This window comes from Salipiger bermudensis (assembly GCF_019801965.1).
In the GTDB taxonomy this organism is placed as follows: domain Bacteria; phylum Pseudomonadota; class Alphaproteobacteria; order Rhodobacterales; family Rhodobacteraceae; genus Salipiger; species Salipiger bermudensis_A.
Map to the genome: position 1 here is coordinate 24269 of NZ_JAHVIA010000001.1, position 21639 is coordinate 45907.

Genomic DNA, 21639 nt, shown 5'->3' on the forward strand with positions numbered 1-21639 from the left:
CTCGCGCGGGACTGAAGATCAACTCCCGACCCATACCCTCAAAGCATTTCTGAAAGACCACCTAGATATTTGAATTATGAATCGCTCCGTCGGATGATCCCCGAAAGACCCGGAGGAGACCCACGTGTACGACCACGACAGCGACGAATTCCAGGATATCCGCGATGCGGTCCGCGCGCTCTGCGCCGATTTCCCGGACGAGTACCACCGCAAGATCGACGAGGAGCGCGCCTATCCCGAGGCCTTCGTCGATGCGCTCACCAAGGCGGGCTGGATGGCGGCGCTGATCCCCGAGGAATACGGCGGCTCCGGCCTCGGGCTGACCGAGGCGGCGGTGATCATGGAGGAGATCAACCGCGCGGGCGGCAATTCCGGCGCCTGCCACGGCCAGATGTACAACATGAACACGCTGGTCCGGCACGGCTCCGAGGAACAGCGCCAGCGCATCCTGCCCAAGCTCGCTAGCGGCGAACTGCGGCTGCAGTCGATGGGCGTGACCGAGCCCACCACCGGCACCGACACCACCCAGCTCAAGACCACCGCCGTCAAGAAGGGCGACAAATACGTCATCAACGGCCAGAAGGTCTGGATCAGCCGGGTGCAGCATTCGGATCTGATGATCCTGCTCGCCCGCACGACGCCGCTCTCGGAGGTAAAGAAGAAGTCCGAGGGGCTGTCGATCTTCCTCGTCGACATCAAGGAGGCGATGCAGTCGGGCATGACCGTCCGGCCGATTCCCAACATGGTCAACCACGAGACCAACGAGCTGTTCTTCGACAATCTCGAGATCCCCGAGGAGAACCTGATCGGCGAAGAGGGCAAGGGCTTCAAGTACATCCTCACCGGGCTCAACGCCGAGCGCACGCTGATCGCCGCCGAGTGCATCGGCGACGGCTACTGGTTCACCGATCGCGTGGTGAAATACGTCAGCGAACGCAATGTCTTCGGCCGCGCCATCGGCCAGAACCAGGGCGTGCAGTTCCCCATCGCCGAGGCCTATATCGAGGTCGAGGCCGCAAACCTGATGTGCCGCAAGGCGAGCCGGCTCTACGATGCCGGAAAACCCTGCGGCGCCGAGGCCAACATGGCGAAATACCTCGCCGCAAAGGCCTCGTGGGAAGCCGCCAATTCCTGCCTGCAGTTCCACGGCGGCTTCGGCTTCGCCTGCGAATACGATGTCGAGCGCAAGTTCCGCGAGACCCGGCTCTACCAGGTGGCGCCGATCTCGACCAACCTGATCCTGTCCTATGTCGCCGAGCACGTGCTGGGCCTGCCGAGGTCGTTCTGATGCGGCCGCTCGAAGGCGTGAAGGTGGTGTCCATCGAACAGGCGGTGGCCGCCCCCTTCTGCACCTCGCGGCTGGCCGATGCCGGCGCCGAGGTGATCAAGATCGAACGGCCCGAGGGCGATTTCGCCCGCGGCTATGACGATGTGGCCAACGGCCAGTCGAGCTATTTCGTCTGGCTCAACCGGGGCAAGCGCTCGCGCACGCTCGACCTGATGTCGGAAGAGGGCCGCGAGGCGCTCACCCGGCTGCTGGGCGAAAGCGATGTGCTGGTGCAAAACCTCAAGCGCGGCGCGCTGGCCCGGCTCGGCTTTCCCTTCGAGCGGCTGACGCGCGAGTTCCCGCGCCTGATCACCTGCTCGATCTCGGGCTATGGCGAAGGCGGCCCGATGGCCGACCGCAAGGCCTACGATCTTCTGGTGCAGGCGGAATCCGGGCTCTGCTCGATCACCGGCGGGCCGACCGAGCCGGCCCGCGTCGGCATCTCCATCGTCGACATCGCCACCGGCGCGACGGCGCAATCGGCAATCCTCGAGGCGCTGATCCGGCGCGGCGTGACCGGCAAGGGCGCGAATATCTCGATTTCCATGTTCGACGTCATGGCCGACTGGCTCACCGTGCCGCTTCTCAACCACGAGGGCGGCAAGAGCCCCGAGCGCGTCGGCCTCGCCCATCCCTCGATCGCGCCCTACGGTGTCTTCACCGCCCGGGACGGCACGCAGATCCTGCTCTCGATCCAGAGCGACCGCGAGTGGAAGAAGCTCTGCGACGTATTCCTCGGCCTGCCCGCCCTCGCCACCGATCCGCGCTTCGCGACCAACGTGGCGCGGGTCGCCAACCGTTCAGAGACCGACGCCGTGCTCTCCGCCCGCTTCGCCGCGCTCACCGCCGACGAGGCGGAGGCGGCGCTCCTGCGCGCCGACGTGGCGCTGGCGCGGGTCAACGACATGGAGGGGCTCTCGGGCCACCCGCACCTGCGCCGCATCACCGTCGAAACCCCGAACGGCCCGGTCTCCTACCCGGCGCCGGCCCCGGTCTGGGAGGGCGAGGCCCCGCGCTTCGGCCCGGTGCCCCGGCTCGCCCCGCTCGAGGAGGTCGTGTGATGGACATGAACCTCGATCACCTGAAGGGGTGGATCGGTCGCGAGGAGCGCGCCTCCGAGCTGCTGACCCCGGTGCTCACGGAGCGCTTCCTCGCCACGTTCAACCGCGACGGCGAGAGCTTTGCGGGCGCCGAGGCGCCGCTCCTACTGCATCACGCGCTCTGCCACCCGGTCGCAGCCACCTCCGAGCTCGGCCCCGACGGGCACCCGCATCGCGGTGGTTTCCTGCCGCCCATCACCCTGCCCCGCCGCATGTGGGCCGGTGGCGCCATCGCCTTCCACAGCGCAGCCCGTGTCGGCGAGACAGTCACCCGGACTTCGGTGATCGACGACGTGCGGATCAAGCAGGGCCGCAGCGGCACGCTGTGCTTCGTCACCGTCACGCATGACTATTCCGCCGAGGGGCGCGCGGTACTGAGCGAGCGGCAGGACATCGTCTATCGCGATGCGCCGGTGCCGGGCACCGCGCCCAGAACGCCGCCGCCCGCACCCGAGGGGGCGATGCGACGCGAGGTCGATCCGTCGCCCGAGCTGCTCTTCCGCTACTCGGCGCTGACCTTCAACAGCCACCGCATCCACTACGATCTGCCCTACGTCACCGGAGAGGAAGGCTATCCCGGCCTCGTGGTGCACGGGCCCCTGCAGGCGGCGCTGCTGGTGCAATACGCCGCCGACCTGCGCAGCGCAGCGCCCGCGCGGTTCGAGTTTCGCGGCTTGTCGCCGGCGTTCTCCGGCCACCCGCTGGTGCTGCACGCCCGCGAGGAAGACGGCGCGATGCGGCTCTGGAGCGCCGCGCCCGGCGGTCCCGTCGCGATGGAGGCGAGAGCGGAATGGTGAGCTCCGATACGATCCGAACCCCGCTCTTCGTTCCCGCCGACCGGCCCGACCGCTTCGAGAAGGCGGCGGCCTCGGGAGCCGATGCGGTGATCCTCGATCTCGAGGACGCCGTGGCCCGCGACCGGAAGGAGGCCGCCCGCGCGGCGCTGCGCAGCGATTTCACCGATCTGCCGGTGCTGGTGCGGATCAACGCCACCGGCACGCCGTGGCATGAAGACGATCTCACCGCGCTGCGCGGGCTGAGCCTCGCCGGGGTGATCCTGCCCAAGGCCGAGGGGCCTGACAGTGTCGCGGCGGTGTGTCGGGCGCTTGACGGTCAGGCCCCGGTGCTGGCGCTGATCGAGAGCGGTCTGGGCCTTGCCCAGTGCCGCGCCATCGCCGCCCTGCCCGGGGTCTGTCGGCTGGTCTTCGGCTCGATCGACTATTGCGCCGATCTCGGCTGCGAGCATCTGCGCGAAGTGCTGCTGCCGGCGCGCTCCGAGCTGGTTTTGGCCTCGCGCCTCACCGGGATCGCCCCGCCCGTCGACGGCGTCACCGCGCGGCTCGACGATCTCTCCGAGACCTACGAGGACGCGGTGCACGCCCGCGCCATGGGCATGACCGGCAAGCTCTGCATCCACCCGGTGCAGATCCCCGAGGCGCGCCGCGCCTTCCTGCCGTCGGAGGCCGAGATCGACTGGGCCCGCCGGGTCATGGCCTCGGGCGACGGCGCGGTCTCGGTCGATGGCGCGATGGTCGACGCGCCGGTGCGGCTGCGCGCGCAGAGCATCCTCGCGCAGGTGGAGCCGGCCTGAGCCTTTCCCGGCGCGCGACAGGCCAGCGCGGGCGGCGCTAGGGCGCCTGCGCCGCCTCCTGCTCCAGCGCGTTTTCCCACTCGGCGAGGAAGGCGCGCCGGTTGAGCGGATCGAGATAGACCATCAGCGCCGGCCCCAGCCGGATCGGCCCGAACCCGGCGGTGCCCTGGCTCAGCGGCGGCAGCGGCCATGCGCCGTCCGCCTCGCGCATCCCCAGCTCGAGCAGCATGTCGAGCATGGCGCGCGCCGCGCCGGTCTCGCGAGCGGTCGCGGGGATGATCGCGGTGCGCAGCATCAGGTTGGCGAAGTCCTGCATCTGCACGATCTGGATATCCGCCCGCCCCTCCTGCGCCATGCGGTCGGCGGCGTAGCTGCCCAGAACGTTGTAGGCGAGGCTCAACCGGCCGCTGATCACGTCATCGACCATCTGCCCCGAGCAGCAATACAGCTCGGGCGCCAGACGCCCCATGACCTCGCTGAGGCGCCAGTAGGCGTCGGTCGAGCGCGCCTCCTGCGTGGCGAAGAGAAACCCCAGCCCGCTGTCCCGCACATCATAGGTGCCGATGGCATTGCGGAAGCGCTCGGGGTTGTCGCGCAGCAGTGTGATGAGCTCCTGCCGCGTGGCCGGGGGCGGCGCGCCGTCCAGCGCCCGCGACGACAGCACCACCACGGCGGGCTCGGCGGTGAAGGCGAAGATCAGGTCGCGCCAGCGCGCCCAGTCGGGCAGCGCGTCGGTGCGGTCGGAGCGATGGCTTTGCGCGTGGCCGTCATTGGCAAGCTTTAGCTGCAGATCCATCGCCGAGGAGATCGCCAGATCGAATTCCGCGCCGTCGCGGATGCCGCGGTAGAGCTCGACCGAGGACGCCACCGTGTAGTCGACGGTCAGGTCGGGCCGGCGCTGCTGGAAGCGCAGGATATAGGGCTCGAAGACCTCGAGATCGGCGGTCGAGACGATGCTCAGCGTGCGGTCGGTGGTGCCGGGAAAGATCCGGCGATCCTCGACTTCGAGCGCCGCCGCCAGCGTCGCCCAGACGCTCAGGCAGAGGCCGAGCCCGACCGTCAGCCCGCGCCTCAGCCCCCGCTTCAGGCCGCCGGCAAGACAAGCGTCACGCATGCGCCACCTCCCTCGTCTGCATTGCGAAGATCGAGCCGCCCGCCATGGGCGGCCAGCACGTCGGCGGCGATGGTCAGGCCGAGGCCCGAGCCCACCACGCCCTCGATGTTGCCGCCGCGCCGAAAGCGCTCGGTGAGGGTCTCGGTCGGCCCGTCGCCGAGGCCCGGCCCCTCGTCGGTCACGGTGATGCGGGCAACGCCCTCTTCGGCCGTCACCGTAATGTACACGTTGGTCTCGTCGGGCGAGTATTTCACCGCGTTGTCGAGCACGTTGCCCAGCGCCGACTCGAGCAGCACCGCGTCGCCTACCACGCAGGCCGGCATCGCCCTGATGCGGAACGCGATGTCCTTCATCGTCGCCGTGGGCTCGAGCGCGGCGGCGGCCTGCGCCACCAGCTCGCCGAGGTCGATGCGGTCGCGGGCCAGATCCTCGGCGCGGTAGGCGACGGTGGCGTGATCGAGCAGCTGTCCGGCGGAGCGCGAGCTTTCATCGACGGCGCGGATGATCCGCCGCAGGCGCTGCCGCGCCTCCTCGCTCTCGGCGCTGCGCAGGGCGATCTCGGCCTGTGTCCGCACCGTGGCCAGCGGCGTACGCACCCGGTGCGCGGCCTCGGCGATGAAATCCTCCGAGCGCCGGATCGACTGGCCGAGCCGCTCCATCAGCCGGTTGAGCGCACCGCGCAGCGGCGCCAGCTCCGGCGGCGCGTCACGGCGCAGCGGTCGCAGATCGGTCGGGCCGCGCCGCGACACCGCCTGCGCGAAGGCGTTGAGCGGTCTGAGCGAGGCGCGCGCGGCAAACACCGACAGCCCCACCGCGACCACGAAGAAGGCCAGCGACAGCGCCGCCGCCAGCCGCGACAACTGCCCCGAGACCGCATCGACCCCGCTCAGCGTCTGCGCCACGGTGACAACGACAGGCACCGGCCCGGCCCCCGCCAGCACCGTGCGCCGCACCGAAGCCATGCGGATCGCCTCGCCGGAATACTGACCGGTCTCGAAGGCCACCCGCGCGCCGGCGGGGCCGTCCGTGGGCACCGGCAGATCCTCGTAGCCGGTCAACACCCGTTCGCCCGCGACCACCTTGTAGAACACCCGGTCCTCGCTGATCGCGCCCAGCATCGACAGCGCCGAATAAGGCAGCTCGAGTCGCACCTCGCCCTGCTCGCTGCGGATGGTTTCGGCGATGGTGGTGGCCGAGGCCGCGAGCACGTTGTCCTGCGAGCGCGCCGCCGCCTGCCGGGCCAGCTCCGACACCATCCACCATGACAGCAGCGACAGCAGCGCAGCCACCCCGGCAAGAAGCACCGTCAGGCGATGTCCGATCGACAGGCGGGCGATCATTCGGGGGCGGTCTCGAGGCGGTAGCCGAAGCCGCGCACCGTCTCGATGCGCAGCCCCAGCGGGCCGATGCGCTTGCGCAGCCGCCCGACATAGACCTCGATGGCGTTCTCGGTGACCTCGGCATCGAAGGAAAACAGCCGGTCGAGCAGCTGGCCCTTCGAGAAGGTCTGGCCGGGATGACGGGCAAAGACCTCAAGAAGCCGGGTCTCGCGGTTGCGCAGGGTGACGCTCTCGTCGCCGGCGCGCAGGGAGCCCGACATCGGATCGAACAGCGCCTCGCCGAGCGCGATCTCGTTGCGCGCAGAGCCGCCACGACGGCGCAACACCGCGCGCACCCGCGCCTCGAGCTCGGAGAAATCGAACGGCTTGGTGATGTAGTCGTCGGCGCCCTGATCGAGCGCCCCCACCCGGTCGGTGACGCGGGCCCGCGCGGTCAGGACGATCACCGGCGTCTCGAGATGCGCCCGCGAGCGGGCGAGGAAATCCCGGCCGTCGCCGTCGGGCAGCATCACGTCGAGCAGGATCAGGTCGTAGGAGGTTGCCGACAGGCAGTGCTCGGCCTCGGCGAGGCTGGCCGCGTGATCGACCGCGTGGCCGTCAAGCGCGAGCCGGTTGCTGACCGCCTCGGCCAGCTCGCCATTGTCTTCAACCAGAAGGAACCGCACGCCCTCATCACTCCCGTTAAGCCTCTCGAAACCTTCCCGAGCGACGGGGCGAGACGTGTCAGGCCCGTGTCAGGTTTGTGTGGTCAATCGAAGCATGGGCGGAAGACGACCGCCTGTCAAATGGGAGGATTCCAGATGAAAACGAACATGACCCGTCGGGTCGTGATGGCTGCGGCTGCCGCGACGATTGCACTCTCCGGAGCGGCCACGGCCCAAGAAGAGCAGGTGCTCGAGCAGCTTCACTTCGTCGTTCCCGGCGGCGCCGGCGGCGGCTGGGACGGCACCGCGCGCGGCACCGGCGAGGCGCTGACCAACTCGGGCCTCGTGGGCAATGCCAGCTACGAGAACATGTCCGGCGGCGGCGGCGGCAAGGCGATCGCCTACATGATCGAGAACGCCGCGAGCCTCGACAACACGCTGATGGTCAACTCGACCCCGATCGTCATCCGCTCGCTGACCGGGGTGTTCCCGCAGAGCTTTCGCGACCTGACGCTGGTGGCCGGCACGATCGGCGACTACGCCGCGCTCGTGGTGCCCGCCGACAGCGAGATCACCGACATGGCCGGCCTGCTGGCCTCCTATGCCGAGCAGGGCCCCGACTTCGCCATCGGCGGCGGCTCGGTGCCGGGCGGCATGGACCACCTCGTCGCGGCGATGGTGATGCAGGCGGCGGGCGAGGACCCGATCGCGCTCAACTACATCCCCTACGATGCCGGTGGCGAAGCCATGGCCGGCCTGCTCTCGGGCGAGATCGACGCGCTCTCGACCGGCTTCTCTGAAGCCATCGCGCTGGCCGAGCAGGGCGAGGTCCGCGTGCTGGGCGTCTCCGCCCCCGAGCGTGTGCCCGCCTATGACAGCGCGGCGACCTTCGCCGAGCAGGGCATCGACACCACTTTCGTGAACTGGCGCGGCTTCTTCGCGGCCCCCGGCACCTCCGACGAGAAGGTTGCCGAGTACATCTCTGCACTCGAGAAGATGTACGAGACCGAGGCTTGGGAAGAGGTCCGTGCCCGGAACGGCTGGGTCAACATCTGGAATCCGGGCGACGATTTCCGCACCTTCCTGGAAGCACAGGAAAAGGAGATCGGCGACCTGATGAAGACTTTGGGTTTCCTCTGATCTCCCCAACCCATCGACTGACCTAAGCCACTCCGGAGGGCCGACCACCACCGGCCCTCCGGATCCGGTTTTTACACCGCAAAATCACTACCAGACATCAAGGGAGGGGACGTCATGGCGCTCGACCGCTGGATCGCGCTTGTCTTCATCGCATTCTGTGCCGCTTACGGCTATCTGGCCTTCTTCACCATGGACGAGCTGCTGCCCCCGTTCATGCAGCGCAACCCGGTCTGGCCGTCGACCTTCCCCAAGGTGCTCGCGATCATGGGCATCGTCGTCGGTCTGATCGTGCTGTTCGGCCTCGAACACCACGAGAGCAAGGACGGCGAACCCGACGCCGCCGAGATCAACTATCGCCGCCTGCACGAGTACAATCTCGGCCAGGCGCTGGCGCTGCTGGCGCTGATGGTGGTCTACGCGCTGGCGCTGCGCCCGGCGGGCTTCCTGCTGGCCACCACCGTGTTCCTCGCCGGTGGCAGCGCCATCCTCGGCGAGCGCAAGTGGCACGTCATGCTGCCGGTCTCGCTGATCGCCGCCGGCTTCGTCTGGTACCTGGTGCAGGAGGTGCTGGGCATCTTCCTGCGGCCGCTGCCCTACTTCATGGGACTCTGACATGCTTGACGGTATCCTGATCGGCCTCGACGCCGCCTTCTCCTTCCAGAACCTCCTGATGGTCGTCGCGGGCTGCCTCATCGGCACCTTCATCGGCATGCTGCCGGGCCTCGGCCCGATGTCGATCATCGCCATCATGATCCCGGTCGCCATCTCGATGGGCGACCCGACCGCCGCCCTCATCCTGCTGGCCGGGGTCTATTACGGCGCCATCTTCGGCGGCTCGACCTCGTCGATCCTGCTCAACGCGCCGGGGGTCGCCGGCACCGTGGCCACCGCCTTCGACGGCTACCCGATGGCCCGCAAGGGCCAGGCCGGCAAGGCGCTCACCATCGCCGCCGTCTCGAGCTTCTGCGGCGGCACCATCGGTGCGGTGCTGCTGGCGATCTTCGCCCCCGCGCTGTCGTCGGTGGCGCTGCTGTTCCACTCGGCGGAATATTTCGCGCTGATGGTGGTGGGGCTCTCGGCCATCGCGGCCTTCGCCGGCACCGGACAGGTCGCGAAGGCGCTGATGATGACCTTGCTGGGCCTGATCCTCGCCACCGTGGGCGAAGGCGCGCTGTTCAACATGCCACGCTTCACGCTGGGCCTGATGGACCTGCAGTCGGGCATCTCCTTCATCACCCTCGCGATGGCGATGTTCGCCCTGCCCGAGGCCATCTTCCTCGTGCTCAACCCCGCCCGTTCGAGCCAGGGCGAGGGCGGCGGCTCGGGCAAGATCACCAACCTGCGCTTCACCCGCGAAGAGGGCCGCGCCATGATCCCGGTGATCGGCCGGCAATCGGTGCAGGGCTTCTTCATCGGCGTGCTGCCGGGGGCCGGCGCCACCATCGCCTCGTTCCTCGGCTACGCGGTCGAGCGCAACATCGCCACCGAGGAAGAGCAGAAGGAGTTCGGCAAGGGCTCGGTCAAGGGGCTTGCCGCGCCGGAGACCGCCAACAACGCCGCCTGCACCGGCTCCTTCGTGCCGCTGCTGACGCTGGGCATCCCCGGCTCGGGCACCACGGCGATCCTGCTCGGCGCGCTGATCGCGCTCAACGTGACCCCGGGCCCGCGCCTGATGGTCGACGAGCCGGATATCTTCTGGGCAGTGATCATCTCGATGTATATCGGCAACTTGGTGCTTCTGGTGCTCAACCTGCCGCTCATCCCCTACATCGCCAAGATCCTCGCGATCCCGCGCAACTACCTGATCCCGTTCATCCTGTTCTTCACCCTGATGGGGGCCTATATCGGCCAGAACAACGCCACCGAGCTGCTCATGCTGGTGGGGCTCGGGGTGCTCGCGACGATCCTGCGCTTTGCCGACTACCCGCTGGCGCCCGCGCTGATCGGGTTCATCCTCGGCACCATGCTCGAGGACAACTTCGCCCGCTCGATGCAGCTCTATCGTGGTCTCGACTTCATCCTCGAGCGCCCGATGACGCTGGGCCTGCTGATCCTCGCCGCGGTGCTGGTGCTGCTGCCGAGCTTCCGCGCCCGCCGCGCCCGCGCCCGGGCCAAGGGGGTCGCCGATGGCGATTGATCCCAACACCGCGCGGAGGCCCCTTGCGGGCCTCCGTGTGCTTGATCTGACCAACGTCCTGGCCGGCCCCTTCGCCTGTCACCAGCTTGCCCATCTGGGCGCCGAGGTGATCAAGGTCGAGGCGGTCGGCCGCGGCGATCTCGCGCGCAATCTCGGCGCCGATGCGGAGCTGTCGAAACAGGGCATGGGGATCTCCTTCCTCGCCCAGAACGCCGGCAAGACCTCGCTGACTCTCAACCTCAAGCACCCCCGGGGCAAGGCGGTTCTCAAGCGCCTGGTGGCCAGCGCCGACGTGCTGGTGGAAAACTTCCGCCCCGGCGTGATGGACCGGCTGGAGCTTGGCTACAAGACGCTGAAGGCCGAGAACCCGGCGCTGATCTACTGCGCCATCTCGGGCTTCGGGCAGGACGGACCATGGGCCCACCGTCCGGCCTATGACCAGATCATCCAGGGCGCCTCGGGCGTCATGTCGGTCACCGGCGATGCCGAGAGCGCGCCGCTGCGCGTGGGCTACCCGCTGGCCGACACGGTGGGCGGGCTGACCGCCGCGATGGCGATCTCGGCGGCGCTCAACGCGCCCGAGCGCGGCGCCTTCATCGACGTCTCGATGCTCGACTCGGTGCTGGCGACGATGGGCTGGGTGGTCTCGAACTACCTTGTCGGCGGGGTCACGCCGCAGCCGCAGGGCAACGAGAACCCGACCTCGGCCCCCTCGGGCGCCTTCCAATGCGCCGACACGCTGATCAACATCGCCGCCAACAAGGACGAGCAGTGGCAGCTGCTGGCCCGCCATCTCGGCCGCGACGACCTGCTCGAACACCCCGATTTCGCCACCCGCGAGCTGCGCAAGGCCAACCGGCTGCGCCTCAAGGCCGAGCTCGAGACCGTGCTCACCACTCGCCCCGCGCGCGACTGGGAAGACGAGCTCAACCGTATCGGCGTGCCGTCGGGGGCGGTGCTGAGCCTGCCCGAGGTGCTGGCGCATCCGCAGATCACCGAGCGCGGCCTGTTGGCCCGCTTCGACGACACGCCGGGGCTCGACCGGGCCATCGACCTGATGCGAATCGGCGCGATGATCGACGGCGCCCGCCCGACGGTGGACACCCCTCCCCCGGCGCTCGGCGCCGACACGGCAACCATCTTGGCGGAGCTGGGCTATACCGAGGCGGAGATCGAAGAGATGCAGAGCGAGGGCGTGACATGACCGAGCGCAACGACGTCAAGGACTGGTGGCGCACCAGCATCATCGACATGGAGCCGGGCCGCATCGCGCTGCGCGGCACACCGGTCGAGGAGCTGATCGGCAATGTCGGCTTTGCCCGGATGATCTGGCTGATGGTCACCGGCGAACAGATCGAGGGGCCGCGCGAGGCGCTGTTCGAGGCGGCGCTGGTCTCGGCGGTGGATCACGGGCCACAGGCACCGTCGATCGCCGCCGCGCGCATGGCCTCGACCTGCGGCATCGGGCTGCAATCGGCGATGGCCACCGGGCTCAACATGCTGGGCGACGTTCATGGCGGCGCCGGCGAGCAGGCGGTGGCGCTCTACCGGCAGATCGAGGCGGCGGGGCTCGACGCCCTACCCCGGGTGCTCGACGAATGGCGCGCCGAGCATGGCAAGTTCATCCCCGGCTTCGGCCACCGCTTCCACAAGCCAGTCGACCCGCGCGCGCCGCGGCTGCTGGGGCTGGTCGACGAGGCCGCCGAGGCTGGTGCGGTCGCCGGTGTCTATGCCGAGATCGGGCGCGGCATCGAGGCCCATCTCGCCGCCGAGCGCGGCAAGCCGGTGCCGATGAACATCGATGGCGCCACGGCGGTGATCTATGCCGAGCTCGGCTGCCCGCCGCCGCTGGCGCGCGGCTTCTTCGGCCTGTCGCGCTCGGTCGGCATCCTCGCCCACGCCTGGGAGCAGACCGAGCAGGGCGGCCGCAACAAGGGCCCGACCCCGCCGGCCTATCGCTGGACCTACGACGGCGACTGACCCCGCCTCCCCTGCGCCGCGCCTCACCGCGCGGGAGCCGACGGTGCGCGGGTCGGGTTGAGCGCGGGCAACTGCCCTGACCTCGCCTCCCGGTGCCCGGTCTGGCGGCGCGCCAGTTCGAGCGCCGATTTCAGCGCGGACCATGGCGCGGCCTTGGCCGTGCCGCCCCCGGCACCGCCATAGCGCTGAGCGCCGAGCGCTAGCAGCGCTTCCTCGACCTCCCGCGCGCGGCGCGGATCGGGGCCCTCGATCCGCTCGGCCCAGAGATCAAGCGCCGGGCGCAGCGCGGCATGGTCGCGCTTTGCGATCACCTGCTGCAGCGCCCGCCAGGCGTGACCTTCGGAGGCCATAACACGCGCGCGCCGCGCCGCCCTGCGCCGCGACAGCACCGGCAGCACGAAGCGCCAGAGCAGCGCCAGCAGGCCCAGCCCCAACGCCGCCGCCCCCAGGAGCACCGCGATCCGCAGCGGATCCAGCGACGCGCCCCGCCCCGGCGGAGGGCCGTCGATCTGCAATTCCAGCCCCGGTACGGAGGCGGTCTTCACCGCGCCCTCGTCGGTGTCATACCAGTCGAGGCTCACCGATGGCAGCGCCCCCCCGCCCCCGGCTTCGGCAAGGTAGCTCACGCTCTCGACCCGGCGACCGCTCGGCACGCCCCGGTCATCCTGCTCGGACAGCTGCGGCGCGTCCGGGTAGGCCGCGACACCGGGCAGATCGACCGCCCCCAGCAGCGGCGGCAGGAACATCGGCGAGACGCCCTGCACCTCCGCCGTCACCCGCCGCTTCAGGCTGTCGCCGGGCACCATGACAGCAGGGTCGCCCTCGATCTCCTGCACGAGCGTCAGCTCGGCGGCGGCGATGAAGGGATCGAGCCCCTCCGCCCCCTCCGGAACCACCCCGGCAAACGAGATCGCCTCGGTGGTCAGCGTGGCCTGTTGCGGCGTGCCGCTCTCGAGATCCTGCCACGTCACCACGACCTGCTGCGGCGGCAGCGTCATGGGCCCCGGCACCATCGGCGAAATCCGGTAATGGCGCGACACGCCCGACCATGTCTCGCCGTTCACCCGCTCCGAGACCGGGTTGGTGGAGCGCGACGGCAGGCGCACCAAAAGGTTCGGCGCCTCGAGGCTCGGCCAGACCGGCGGCTTGGGCATGAAGCTCGGCACCAGCACGGTCAGCCGAAGGCTGAGCGACTGGCCGGGGATCGCCTCGGTCTGCGGGAAATCGACGGTGAGCCTCGGCTGCATGTCGGCCTCCTGCCCGGCGGCGGGCAGCGGTAGGACGAGGCAGAGCAGGAGCAGCAGGCGCCTCATTGGTCCTCCTCCGCCGGGGCCGCATCTGCGGGCGCCGCCGGGCTCTGCCGCTGCGCCGCCTCGAGCGCAAAGCGCATGCGCAGGAAATCCCCGGTGCTGGTGTCGACCGTGCTCATCCACTGATCCGCCGTCAGCAGCCCCTCGCCGGCCTCGCTGCCCTGCGGGCGCAGCGTCTCCTCGCCCTGCCCGCTCTCGTTGTCGTAGACTTCCTCGTCGGCCCCGATGCCGCTCTCTTCCCCGGTGTCGGACGCCGCCTGCGCCGCCTCGACATAGGCCACGATGCGCTTCGCGGTCTCGAGGTTCTCGGCCGCGCCGGGATAGTCGGGATCGCGCGCCAGCGCCGTCTCGAAGGCACGCACGCCGTCGCGGTAATGCCGCGCCTTGATCTGCGCGATGCCCTGGATCGACGCCGCCTGCGCCGTCTCGATCCGGTTCAGCACCTCGATGGCGCTGTCATACTGGCCGTCCCTGTAGAGCGCGTAGCCGCGCCAAAGCGGATCGACGAAGAGCTCGGCGGCGCGCGCGTACTGCTTGTTGTCGAAGGCGATGCGGCCCTGCTGGTCGGGGGTCAGGAACCAGTCAGCGATGCCCTCGGCCCGCGCGCCCTGCGGCATCAGGAGCGCCAGCGCCGCGAGCGCCGCCCATCTCATGGTCCAGCCGCGGCGGAACCAGAGCAGCAGGATCAGCGCCGCGGGCCAGGCCAGCCAGTGGGCGCGGTCCTCCCAGGGCTGGGCGGCATCGTCGAGTTGGGCGCGCCGGTAGGCGGCATTGAGCAGCCCGTCGAGCCTGCGGATATCGCTTTGATCGGGGGTGACCGCGACCACAGGGGCCGAGAGCGCGTCGAGCCCGCGATCGCGGCTGCTCTCGGGGCGCGTGGCCAGCACGGCGAGCGGCGCGGCGCTGGCGTCGAGCGCCGCCACATCCGCCGGATCGACGCTGTCGGTGACGAAGAGGATGCCCCCCGGTGCGCTCTCCTCCGCCAGCATCGCCTGCGCCAGCGCCAGCGCCTCGCCGGCGACCGCGCCCTCGCGCGGCATCACCGCCGGGCTCAGCCCCTCGAGATAGGGCACCATGACCTGCGGGTCCTCGGTCATCGGCAGCACCACGTGGGCGCTGCCCGCATAGGCCACCAGCGCGGTGCGCGCGCCGGCGCGCAGCTCGAGAAAATCGCGGATCTTCTGCTTGCCGCGCTCGAGCCGCGAGGGCGGCAGGTCGGTCTCTTCCATGCTCGGCGTCACCGCCAGCACCACGACCGCCGGGGCCGATTGCGCCGCGAAGGGATCGGGCTGGCGCGACCACGTGGGCCCGGACGCACCGAGCGCCGCAAGGATCAGGATCGCGGCGGTGCTGTCGATCGGTTTCAGCCGCCGGCGCTCGGCCCGGCCCACGGTCAGCGCCTCGCGCAGATGCGGGGCGATGGCGTCGGCCTGCATGGTGTCGCGCCGGAACGGGCGGCGCACCCACACCCAGACGAGCATCACGAGCGGGATCAGCAGCAGCCAGAGCGGCCGCAGGAGGTGGAACGCCTCGAGGAACAGCGACAGCTCGGTCATGCGGGCTCCTCCACGGGGCGCGCCGCGCGGTGCCGTCGCCGGGTGCGCAGCTGCAGCCAGAGCACCGCGCCCAGCCCCAGCAGCGCCGCCAGCCCCATCGGGACCCAGGATAGCGACTGGCGCGGGCGGAACGACAGCGTCTCGGTCTCGCGCGGGGCCAGCTCGTCGATGCGGTCGTAGACGGCCTCAAGCGAGGCCGCGTCCTCGGCAAAGAAATATTCCCCGCCGGTGCGCTCGGCCACGGCGCGCAGGGTGGCGATGTCGACCCGGTTCTCGCCGGTGGCCGAGGGATCCCCGACACCGATGGTGTAGATCTCGACGCCGCGGTCGGCGGCGATCTCGGCGGCGTTGACCGGGCTCATGCGGCTGGCGGTGTCGGAGCCGTCGGAGAGCAGGATGAGCAGGCGCTGGTCGATCTCGCTGGTCTCAAAGGTGCGGATCGACAGGCCGATGGCATCGCCGAGCGCGGTGTGCGGCCCGGCCATGCCGACCTCGGTGCGCTCGAGCAGCGCGGTGATGGTGGCGAGATCGTCGGTCAGCGGCGCCTGAAGGTAGGCGGCGGAGCCGAAGACGATCAGCGCCATGCGGTCACCCTCGCGGCCCGCGACGAAGCCGTTCACCACCTGCCGCACGCCTGCGAGGCGCTGGATGCGCGCGCCGTCGGGCGTGGCGAAATCGCGCGCGTCCATCGAGCCCGAGATGTCGATCGCCAGCACAACGTCGCGCGCCGCCGTCTCGATGGTGATCGGCGCGCCGACCCGTTCGGGACGCGCCAGCGCCAGGATCACCAGCGTCCAGCACAGAGCGGCGGTGAAGGCCGAGATCCGCGGGCGCGACAGCACCACCGCCCCGGCGCGCGGCTCGGCCCCGGCGGCAGCGGCGGTGCGGCGGAAGAATGGAAAGCGCAGTGCGCTCTCGCGCTCGCGATGCGGAGGCGTGAAGCGCCAGACCAGCAACGGCAGCGGCAGCAGAGCCAGGAGCCAGGGCGCGGCGAGCGAGATCATCGCGGCCCCTCCCGCACCGCCGCATGGGTCCTGAGCCAGCGCTCTGCGGCATCGCGAAGCTCGGGAGACGGCGCGGCACCCGGCGCGCGGTAGGGCGCGCGGCGCAGCTCTTCGCCAGCCGCCTCGGGGAACGGTCCCCTGCCGCTTCGCGACAGGAACGCCGTCCAGTCGCCGCCGGTGAGCGAGGCGACCTCGGCCCGCGGATAGGCCGCCAGCGCCGCCCGGCGCAGGATCGTCGCCAGCTCCGCCACGCTGCCGGCCTGAGCCAGCGCCGCGAGCGCAGCGCGGCGATAGCCATTTGCCACCCGGTGCCGATGCCAGCGCCAGAGGCCCGCGAGAACCAGCGCCAGCAGCAGGAGCGCCAGCGCCGCCCAGCCCCATGTCTGCGGCACCAGTGGCACCGGAGACGGCGGCGGCGGCTCGATCAATTGGTCGATGAGCGACACGAGGCTCTCTGGCGCGTCCTCGTTCATCGCGGCCCGAGCCCCAGCAGGCGGCGCAGCTGCGGCAGGGTCTCCTCCCCGGCCGAGAGCGGCAGGATCGGCACCCCGAAGCGGCGCTGCCAGTCGAACAGCTCCGCAAGCCGTCCCGTCGACATCTCCGCGAGCGCCTGCCGAGTCGCCGTTGTGCTGGTGTCGATCTCGGCCTGTAGCGTGCCATCGGTGACGACGAGGCGCATCCCCGCCGGCAGCTCCCCGGCGCTGGGATCGGTGACCGGCACGAGGATCAGGTCATTGTGCCGCGCCAGCGCCGAGACGATGCGGTCGGTCTCGGCGTCGGTGCCGTCGAAATCGCTCAGCACGACGATCAGGTGATTGCGGCTGGCGATCCGGGCGACCGCGCGCAGCACCTGCGTCAGACCGATCGGCTCGGTGTTGGGCGCCTCCGCATGCAGGAGCCCGTTGGCCTCCGAGAGCGCGGTGAGGAAGCGGTTGAGCGCGGCGCGGCTGCGCTGCGGGCGGATCTCGGCCAGAAGCGCGTCGCCGAAGACGATGCCGCCCACCCGGTCGCCCTGGTCAAGGATGCGGAAGGCGGCCATCGCGGCGGCCTCGGCGGCGGTGACCGACTTCATCGCGCGGCGGGTGCCGAAGAACATCGACATGCGCTGGTCGACGACGAGCAGCGCCGGGCGATCGCGCTCCTCGGTCATCACCCGCACATGCGGGCGCCCGGTGCGGGCGGTGACCTTCCAGTCGATGCTGCGGACATCGTCGCCGGGCAGGTAGTCGCGTAGCTCCTCGAAATTGAGCCCGCGCCCGCGCAGCCGCGAGGCATGGCGGCCGTTGAGCACCGATCGCGCCGGCTGTCGCGGCAGGAAGCTGAGCCCGCGCGCCGGCCCCTCGAGGCTGCGCAGGTGGGCAAGATCGGCGTGGATGCGCGGATCCTCCGAGACCTGCGGGGCCTTTGGCAGGGTGCCGGTGCGGATACGGGCGGCGCGGTCCTTCATCGTTCCCCCCTCAGGGCAGCGCCACCTGCCGGATGATCTCGGCCACCACCGCGTCGGGGCTGACGCCCTCGCCCTGCGCCTCGTAGCTGAGGCCGAGCCGGTGGCGCAGCACGTCGGCCACCACGGCGCGGATGTCTTCGGGATCGACGTAATCGCGGCCCGAGAGCCATGCATGGGTGCGGCCGCACTTGTCGAGCGCCAGCGAGGCGCGCGGGCTGGCCCCGACCTCGATCCAGCGCTTGAGGTCATCGCCGAAGGCGGCGGGCACGCGGGTGGCGTTGACCAGGTCGGCGATGTAGCGCTCCATCTCGGGCGCGACCCGCAGCGCGGCGATCTCGCCGCGAGCGGCAAACACCGCCTCCTGCGGGATCGGCGCGGGAACCTCCGACGCGGCATTCCCCGCCCCGGCCTGCGCCGCGATCTCCTCGGCACGCACCAGCCGGATCACCTCGACCTCGTCCTCGACCGGCGGGTAGGTGATGTTCACATGCATGAGGAAGCGGTCCATCTGCGCCTCGGGCAGCGGATAGGTGCCCTCCTGCTCGATGGGGTTCTGGGTCGCCATGACCATGAAGAGTGGCTCCATCTTGTGGGTGGTGCCCGCGACCGTCACCTGCCGCTCCTCCATCGCCTCGAGCAGCGCCGCCTGCACCTTGGCGGGAGCGCGGTTGATCTCGTCGGCGAGCACGAGGTTGGCAAAGATCGGCCCGGCCTCGAAGCGGAACGCGCCACCGCCCTCACCCTGGAAATAGACCTCCGTCCCGGTCACGTCGGAGGGCAGCAAATCGGGGGTGAACTGGATGCGGGAGAAATCGCATTCGAGGTTGCGGGCGAGCGCCTTGATGGCGCGCGTCTTGGCAAGGCCCGGCAGGCCCTCGACCAGCAGGTTGCCATTGGCCAGAAGCCCGATCAGCAGCCGCTCGACCACCTCGCGCTGGCCGATGATCGCCTCGCCCATGCGGGCGCGCAGCGCCTCGATCTGCGCCCGCGTGCCGTGTTCGGTCATGCCTTCCATGCCGTCCTTCCCTTTCCGCGCGTCAGTCCGACGGGAACACCCTGGCCCAGTCCTGCGCCATGTCGACGATAGTCCAGCCGCGCCCCGGCCCCTCGTCGAGGCCGCGATTGAGCGTGCCGATATGGCCCTCGCGATCATAGGCAAACTCGCGCTCGGCATCGGTGTGATGGATCAGCATCCCGAAGCGTGCGCCGTCGCCGCCCGTGGTGTATTCGAGCATGGCGAAATCGCCGTCCGAATTGCCGGCAGAGAAGATCGGGCGCTGGCCGATATGGCGGATGATGCCCACCGGCTTGCCTTCCTTGTCGTCGACGAAGGTGATGCCGCCGTCCTTGCTGAGCTGCGGCACGCCGTCGACCACCGCGTAGCTGGTGCTGCCCTCGGTGCCGACCACCTGCCAAGGCGGGATGCCGTAGGCCTCGTCGGCATAGGCGCGGATGAAATCGATACCGCCGCCGGAGACGATGTAGGTGGTGAAGCCCTCGTCGCGCAGGTAGCTCAGCAGCTCGAGCATCGGCTGATAGACCATCTCGGCATAGGGAATGCCGGTGGTGGGGTGGGTCGCGGTGGTCAGCCAGTCATAGGCGTCGGCCTGGAACGCATCGACGGTGGTGTTGGCATGCGAGACGTTGATCACCTCCAGAAGCCCGTCGAGGCCATTGGCCATGACGGTCTCCATGTCGCCCTCCGCGGCGGCCTTCAGCACGTCGGTGCTCAGGATCGCGGGATCCTCGGCGGCCTTCTCCTTCAGCACGTCGAAGGCATAGAGCGCCTGGAAATAGACCGGCTGCTCGGTCCAGAGACAGCCATCGTTGTCAAAGGTCGCGATGCGGTCCCTCTCGGGCACGAAGGTCTCCGAGGCCGGGTCGGTCACACTCTCGACGAACTCGATGATGCTGGCCTTGGCGCCGGTGTCGTTCCACGAGGGAAGCGGGTCGGCAAGGGCTGCGAGCGGCAGCGTCGCCATGGCGGTCGCCATGGATAACATGCGCATCTTGAAACTCCCTTGAAAGGCAGGGGCACGCTTGCAGCGGCGGGAGCAGAACGGAGCGGTTCCAGCGCCGCGACGCGTGTCGGCCCCGGCTGAGGACTGGGGAAATGCGGCCGGCCCGGGTGCGGGCCGGCCGCGAAGGCCGGGCTTACTGCGAGCCGGTCGGCTGCGAGAGCTTTTCCATGACCTTGTCGAGGCTGAAGGACGCCGCCTCCTGCCGTGGCGGGTACTCCTGGAAGGTCGCGAGGAAGTTTCCGACGTAGCGCTGCGCCGGCACCAGCATGTAGGCGCGGTCGAACATCCAGTCGTAATAGGTGTTCGACGTCCGGTAGGCGCGCTCGTAGGGATCGCGGCGCAGGTTGAAGACCAGCGGCGTGCGTAGCGGCGTCAGCGGCTCCATCCAGGCGCGCAGCGTGCCCCAGGCCTTCTGCTCGAGGAAGGTGATCTTCCAGTCGTTCCAGCGCAGCGCCGCGAGGTCGCCATCGTCGGTGAAGTAGAAGATCTCGTCACGCGGGCTCTCGGTGCTCTCGCCGGTCAAGAGCGGCAGGATGTTGTAGCCGTCGAGATGGACTTTGTAGTCGCGCCCGCCGCCGACCTCGGCCACCGACACGCCCTCGAGCAGGTCTTCCTTGACCGTCTCGTTGCCGGCGATGGCGAGGAATGTCGGGAACCAATCCATGTGGTGCACGATCTCGTTGGAGACCGAGCCGGGCTCGACCTTGCCCGGCCAGCGCACCATGGCCGGCACCCGCCAGCCGCCTTCCCACTGGGTGTTCTTCTCGCCCCAGAACGGTGTCATCGCGGCGTCGGGCCAAGTGTTCATGTGCGGGCCGTTGTCGGTCGAGTAGAACACGATGGTGTTGTCGGCGATGCCCAGCTCGTCGACCTTGTCGAGCAACTGGCCCACGTTCATGTCGTGCTGCAGCATACCGGCGGAATACTCGTCGAGATGGCGCCCGGCCATTTCGTCCGCCTGCGCGCGCACGTCGTCCGGCACGTGGGTCCGCGCATGCATGCGCGTGCCGTTCCACCAGACGAACCACGGCACGCCCGCGTCCTCCTGGCGCTGGATGAAGTCGATGGCCGCGGCCACGGTTTCATCGTCGACGGTCTCCATGCGCTGACGGGTGAGCGGCCCGGTGTCCTCGATCTCGCCATCGGCGTAGGAATGCAGCACGCCGCGCGGTCCGAAGGTCTCGCGGAAGGTGCTGCCGTCGGGCATAACCATATCACCCGGATAGTCTTCATGTTCCGGTTCTTCCTCGGCATTGAGGTGATAGAGGTTGCCCATGAACTCGTCGAAGCCGTGATTTGTCGGCAGGTGCTCGTCGCGGTCGCCAAGGTGGTTCTTGCCGAACTGGCCGGTGGCGTAGCCTTCGGCCTTCAGCATGCCCGCGATGGTCGGATCCTCGATCTGCATGCCCTCCTCGGCGCCGGGCAGGCCGACCTTCGACAGGCCGGTGCGGAACACCGATTGGCCCATGATGAAAGAGGAACGGCCGGCGGTGCAGGATTGCTCGGCATAGTAATCGGTGAAGATCATGCCCTCGTCCGCGATGCGGTCGATGTTCGGTGTCTGATAGCCCATCAGACCCATGGTGTAGGCCGAGATGTTGGACTGGCCGACATCGTCGCCCCAGATCACCAGGATATTGGGTTTGGCGGCGTCGCTATCCTGCGAGAAGGCCATCGTCGCGGAAGCAAGGGTGATAATGGTCGCGTAGGAAAATCTCATCATGGAATCGTCTCCAGATTTCAAAGATGAGTGAAGGTTAACCCAACGTAAAAGTGAGGAGGGATTTTTTTCCATCACAGGTGGATCTTTTTCGCTTGCCCTTGCAATCTAAAGGAGATTTCGGCCCGACAGCCTTTTGACAGCGGCTCTCAAGAAGGACCGTCGCGCCCCGTTTCATGGCCGCTGCTGCTTGCCTCCGCCGCCGCCC

Annotated in this window: 20 protein-coding genes; 9 read left to right on the forward strand and 11 right to left on the reverse strand. The window is 69.4% G+C overall.

The window, feature by feature from the left end; translation table 11 throughout:
* Positions 1–124: 124 nt before the first annotated feature.
* The 4 genes from KUV62_RS00110 to KUV62_RS00125 are packed head-to-tail and all read left to right on the forward strand — an operon-like array spanning position 125 to position 4018.
* The gene (locus tag KUV62_RS00110; RefSeq protein ID WP_222601660.1) at positions 125–1288 is read left to right on the forward strand and encodes an acyl-CoA dehydrogenase family protein; all 1164 of its coding nucleotides are present in this window, start codon (positions 125–127) and stop codon (positions 1286–1288) included.
* A complete protein-coding gene (locus KUV62_RS00115) occupies positions 1288–2388 on the forward strand; it encodes a CaiB/BaiF CoA transferase family protein (RefSeq protein ID WP_222601661.1) in 1101 nt (366 codons plus the stop codon). The genes KUV62_RS00110 and KUV62_RS00115 overlap by 1 nt, the downstream gene beginning before the upstream one ends.
* The gene (locus KUV62_RS00120; protein ID WP_222601662.1) at positions 2388–3224 is read left to right on the forward strand and encodes a MaoC family dehydratase N-terminal domain-containing protein; all 837 of its coding nucleotides are present in this window, start codon (positions 2388–2390) and stop codon (positions 3222–3224) included. Before KUV62_RS00115 ends, KUV62_RS00120 begins: the two co-directional genes overlap by 1 nt.
* The gene (locus KUV62_RS00125) at positions 3218–4018 is read left to right on the forward strand and encodes an HpcH/HpaI aldolase/citrate lyase family protein (RefSeq protein ID WP_222601663.1); all 801 of its coding nucleotides are present in this window, start codon (positions 3218–3220) and stop codon (positions 4016–4018) included. Before KUV62_RS00120 ends, KUV62_RS00125 begins: the two co-directional genes overlap by 7 nt.
* Before the next feature lie 37 nt (positions 4019–4055).
* On the opposite strand, the gene KUV62_RS00130 is transcribed toward KUV62_RS00125, so the two are convergent.
* From KUV62_RS00130 to KUV62_RS00140, 3 genes are read right to left on the reverse strand one after another with little or no spacing between them, the layout of a single operon-like run.
* Positions 4056–5132: a substrate-binding domain-containing protein gene (locus KUV62_RS00130; protein WP_222601664.1), complete on the reverse strand. Its 1077-nt coding sequence runs from the start codon at positions 5130–5132 to the stop codon at positions 4056–4058.
* Entirely contained in the window at positions 5102–6472 is a 1371-nt protein-coding gene (locus KUV62_RS00135; protein WP_222601665.1) for a sensor histidine kinase, read from the reverse strand. The genes KUV62_RS00130 and KUV62_RS00135 overlap by 31 nt, the downstream gene beginning before the upstream one ends.
* On the reverse strand, positions 6469–7137 hold the full coding sequence (locus KUV62_RS00140; protein WP_222601666.1) for a response regulator transcription factor: 669 nt from the start codon (positions 7135–7137) through the stop codon (positions 6469–6471). The genes KUV62_RS00135 and KUV62_RS00140 overlap by 4 nt, the downstream gene beginning before the upstream one ends.
* Before the next feature lie 135 nt (positions 7138–7272).
* On the opposite strand from KUV62_RS00140, the gene KUV62_RS00145 reads away from it, so the two are divergent.
* The 5 genes from KUV62_RS00145 to KUV62_RS00165 all read left to right on the forward strand — a co-directional run bounded on the left by KUV62_RS00145 (position 7273) and on the right by KUV62_RS00165 (position 12373).
* Positions 7273–8256 carry a tripartite tricarboxylate transporter substrate binding protein gene (locus KUV62_RS00145; protein ID WP_222601667.1) on the forward strand — a complete coding sequence of 328 codons (984 nt, stop codon included), beginning with the start codon at positions 7273–7275 and terminating at the stop codon, positions 8254–8256.
* A 114-nt stretch (positions 8257–8370) separates the two neighbouring features.
* The gene (locus KUV62_RS00150) at positions 8371–8868 is read left to right on the forward strand and encodes a tripartite tricarboxylate transporter TctB family protein (RefSeq protein ID WP_222601668.1); all 498 of its coding nucleotides are present in this window, start codon (positions 8371–8373) and stop codon (positions 8866–8868) included.
* 1 nt (position 8869) lies between these two features.
* Entirely contained in the window at positions 8870–10393 is a 1524-nt protein-coding gene (locus KUV62_RS00155; RefSeq protein WP_222601669.1) for a tripartite tricarboxylate transporter permease, read from the forward strand.
* Positions 10383–11597, forward strand: coding sequence for a CaiB/BaiF CoA transferase family protein (locus KUV62_RS00160; RefSeq protein WP_222601670.1), 1215 nt, complete (start codon positions 10383–10385; stop codon positions 11595–11597). Before KUV62_RS00155 ends, KUV62_RS00160 begins: the two co-directional genes overlap by 11 nt.
* The gene (locus KUV62_RS00165; RefSeq protein ID WP_222601671.1) at positions 11594–12373 is read left to right on the forward strand and encodes a citryl-CoA lyase; all 780 of its coding nucleotides are present in this window, start codon (positions 11594–11596) and stop codon (positions 12371–12373) included. Before KUV62_RS00160 ends, KUV62_RS00165 begins: the two co-directional genes overlap by 4 nt.
* Positions 12374–12396: 23 nt before the next feature.
* Here the strand turns inward: KUV62_RS00165 and KUV62_RS00170 are convergent, their stop codons facing one another.
* From KUV62_RS00170 to KUV62_RS00205, 8 genes are all read right to left on the reverse strand, one after another.
* On the reverse strand, positions 12397–13686 hold the full coding sequence (locus KUV62_RS00170; RefSeq protein ID WP_222601672.1) for a hypothetical protein: 1290 nt from the start codon (positions 13684–13686) through the stop codon (positions 12397–12399).
* Entirely contained in the window at positions 13683–15239 is a 1557-nt protein-coding gene (locus KUV62_RS00175) for a VWA domain-containing protein (RefSeq protein WP_222601673.1), read from the reverse strand. The genes KUV62_RS00170 and KUV62_RS00175 overlap by 4 nt, the downstream gene beginning before the upstream one ends.
* Entirely contained in the window at positions 15236–16243 is a 1008-nt protein-coding gene (locus KUV62_RS00180; RefSeq protein WP_222601674.1) for a VWA domain-containing protein, read from the reverse strand. Before KUV62_RS00180 ends, KUV62_RS00175 begins: the two co-directional genes overlap by 4 nt.
* Positions 16240–16689, reverse strand: coding sequence for a DUF4381 domain-containing protein (locus KUV62_RS00185; protein ID WP_315901551.1), 450 nt, complete (start codon positions 16687–16689; stop codon positions 16240–16242). Before KUV62_RS00185 ends, KUV62_RS00180 begins: the two co-directional genes overlap by 4 nt.
* A gap of 23 nt (positions 16690–16712) precedes the next feature.
* Positions 16713–17690 carry a DUF58 domain-containing protein gene (locus tag KUV62_RS00190; RefSeq protein WP_222601676.1) on the reverse strand — a complete coding sequence of 326 codons (978 nt, stop codon included), beginning with the start codon at positions 17688–17690 and terminating at the stop codon, positions 16713–16715.
* 10 nt (positions 17691–17700) lie between these two features.
* On the reverse strand, positions 17701–18705 hold the full coding sequence (locus tag KUV62_RS00195) for an AAA family ATPase (protein ID WP_222601677.1): 1005 nt from the start codon (positions 18703–18705) through the stop codon (positions 17701–17703).
* A gap of 22 nt (positions 18706–18727) precedes the next feature.
* On the reverse strand, positions 18728–19699 hold the full coding sequence (locus KUV62_RS00200; RefSeq protein ID WP_222601678.1) for an HAD family hydrolase: 972 nt from the start codon (positions 19697–19699) through the stop codon (positions 18728–18730).
* A 145-nt stretch (positions 19700–19844) separates the two neighbouring features.
* Positions 19845–21431, reverse strand: coding sequence for an arylsulfatase (locus tag KUV62_RS00205; protein ID WP_222602348.1), 1587 nt, complete (start codon positions 21429–21431; stop codon positions 19845–19847).
* Positions 21432–21639 lie beyond the last annotated feature (208 nt).

Excerpts from the sequence above, each read along its gene's own strand:
- KUV62_RS00145 (WP_222601667.1), top strand. The coding sequence starts at position 7,273 with ATGAAAACGAACATGACCCGTCGGGTCGTGATGGCTGCGGCTGCCGCG.
- KUV62_RS00150 (WP_222601668.1), top strand. The coding sequence starts at position 8,371 with ATGGCGCTCGACCGCTGGATCGCGCTTGTCTTCATCGCATTCTGTGCC.
- KUV62_RS00200 (WP_222601678.1), bottom strand. The coding sequence starts at position 19,699 with ATGCGCATGTTATCCATGGCGACCGCCATGGCGACGCTGCCGCTCGCA.
- KUV62_RS00190 (WP_222601676.1), bottom strand. The coding sequence starts at position 17,690 with ATGAAGGACCGCGCCGCCCGTATCCGCACCGGCACCCTGCCAAAGGCC.
- KUV62_RS00130 (WP_222601664.1), bottom strand. The coding sequence starts at position 5,132 with ATGCGTGACGCTTGTCTTGCCGGCGGCCTGAAGCGGGGGCTGAGGCGC.
- KUV62_RS00180 (WP_222601674.1), bottom strand. The coding sequence starts at position 16,243 with ATGATCTCGCTCGCCGCGCCCTGGCTCCTGGCTCTGCTGCCGCTGCCG.
- KUV62_RS00170 (WP_222601672.1), bottom strand. The coding sequence starts at position 13,686 with ATGAGGCGCCTGCTGCTCCTGCTCTGCCTCGTCCTACCGCTGCCCGCC.
- KUV62_RS00115 (WP_222601661.1), top strand. The coding sequence starts at position 1,288 with ATGCGGCCGCTCGAAGGCGTGAAGGTGGTGTCCATCGAACAGGCGGTG.
- KUV62_RS00175 (WP_222601673.1), bottom strand. The coding sequence starts at position 15,239 with ATGACCGAGCTGTCGCTGTTCCTCGAGGCGTTCCACCTCCTGCGGCCG.
- KUV62_RS00135 (WP_222601665.1), bottom strand. The coding sequence starts at position 6,472 with ATGATCGCCCGCCTGTCGATCGGACATCGCCTGACGGTGCTTCTTGCC.
- KUV62_RS00120 (WP_222601662.1), top strand. The coding sequence starts at position 2,388 with ATGGACATGAACCTCGATCACCTGAAGGGGTGGATCGGTCGCGAGGAG.
- KUV62_RS00195 (WP_222601677.1), bottom strand. The coding sequence starts at position 18,705 with ATGGAAGGCATGACCGAACACGGCACGCGGGCGCAGATCGAGGCGCTG.
- KUV62_RS00125 (WP_222601663.1), top strand. The coding sequence starts at position 3,218 with ATGGTGAGCTCCGATACGATCCGAACCCCGCTCTTCGTTCCCGCCGAC.
- KUV62_RS00155 (WP_222601669.1), top strand. The coding sequence starts at position 8,870 with ATGCTTGACGGTATCCTGATCGGCCTCGACGCCGCCTTCTCCTTCCAG.
- KUV62_RS00165 (WP_222601671.1), top strand. The coding sequence starts at position 11,594 with ATGACCGAGCGCAACGACGTCAAGGACTGGTGGCGCACCAGCATCATC.
- KUV62_RS00160 (WP_222601670.1), top strand. The coding sequence starts at position 10,383 with ATGGCGATTGATCCCAACACCGCGCGGAGGCCCCTTGCGGGCCTCCGT.
- KUV62_RS00205 (WP_222602348.1), bottom strand. The coding sequence starts at position 21,431 with ATGAGATTTTCCTACGCGACCATTATCACCCTTGCTTCCGCGACGATG.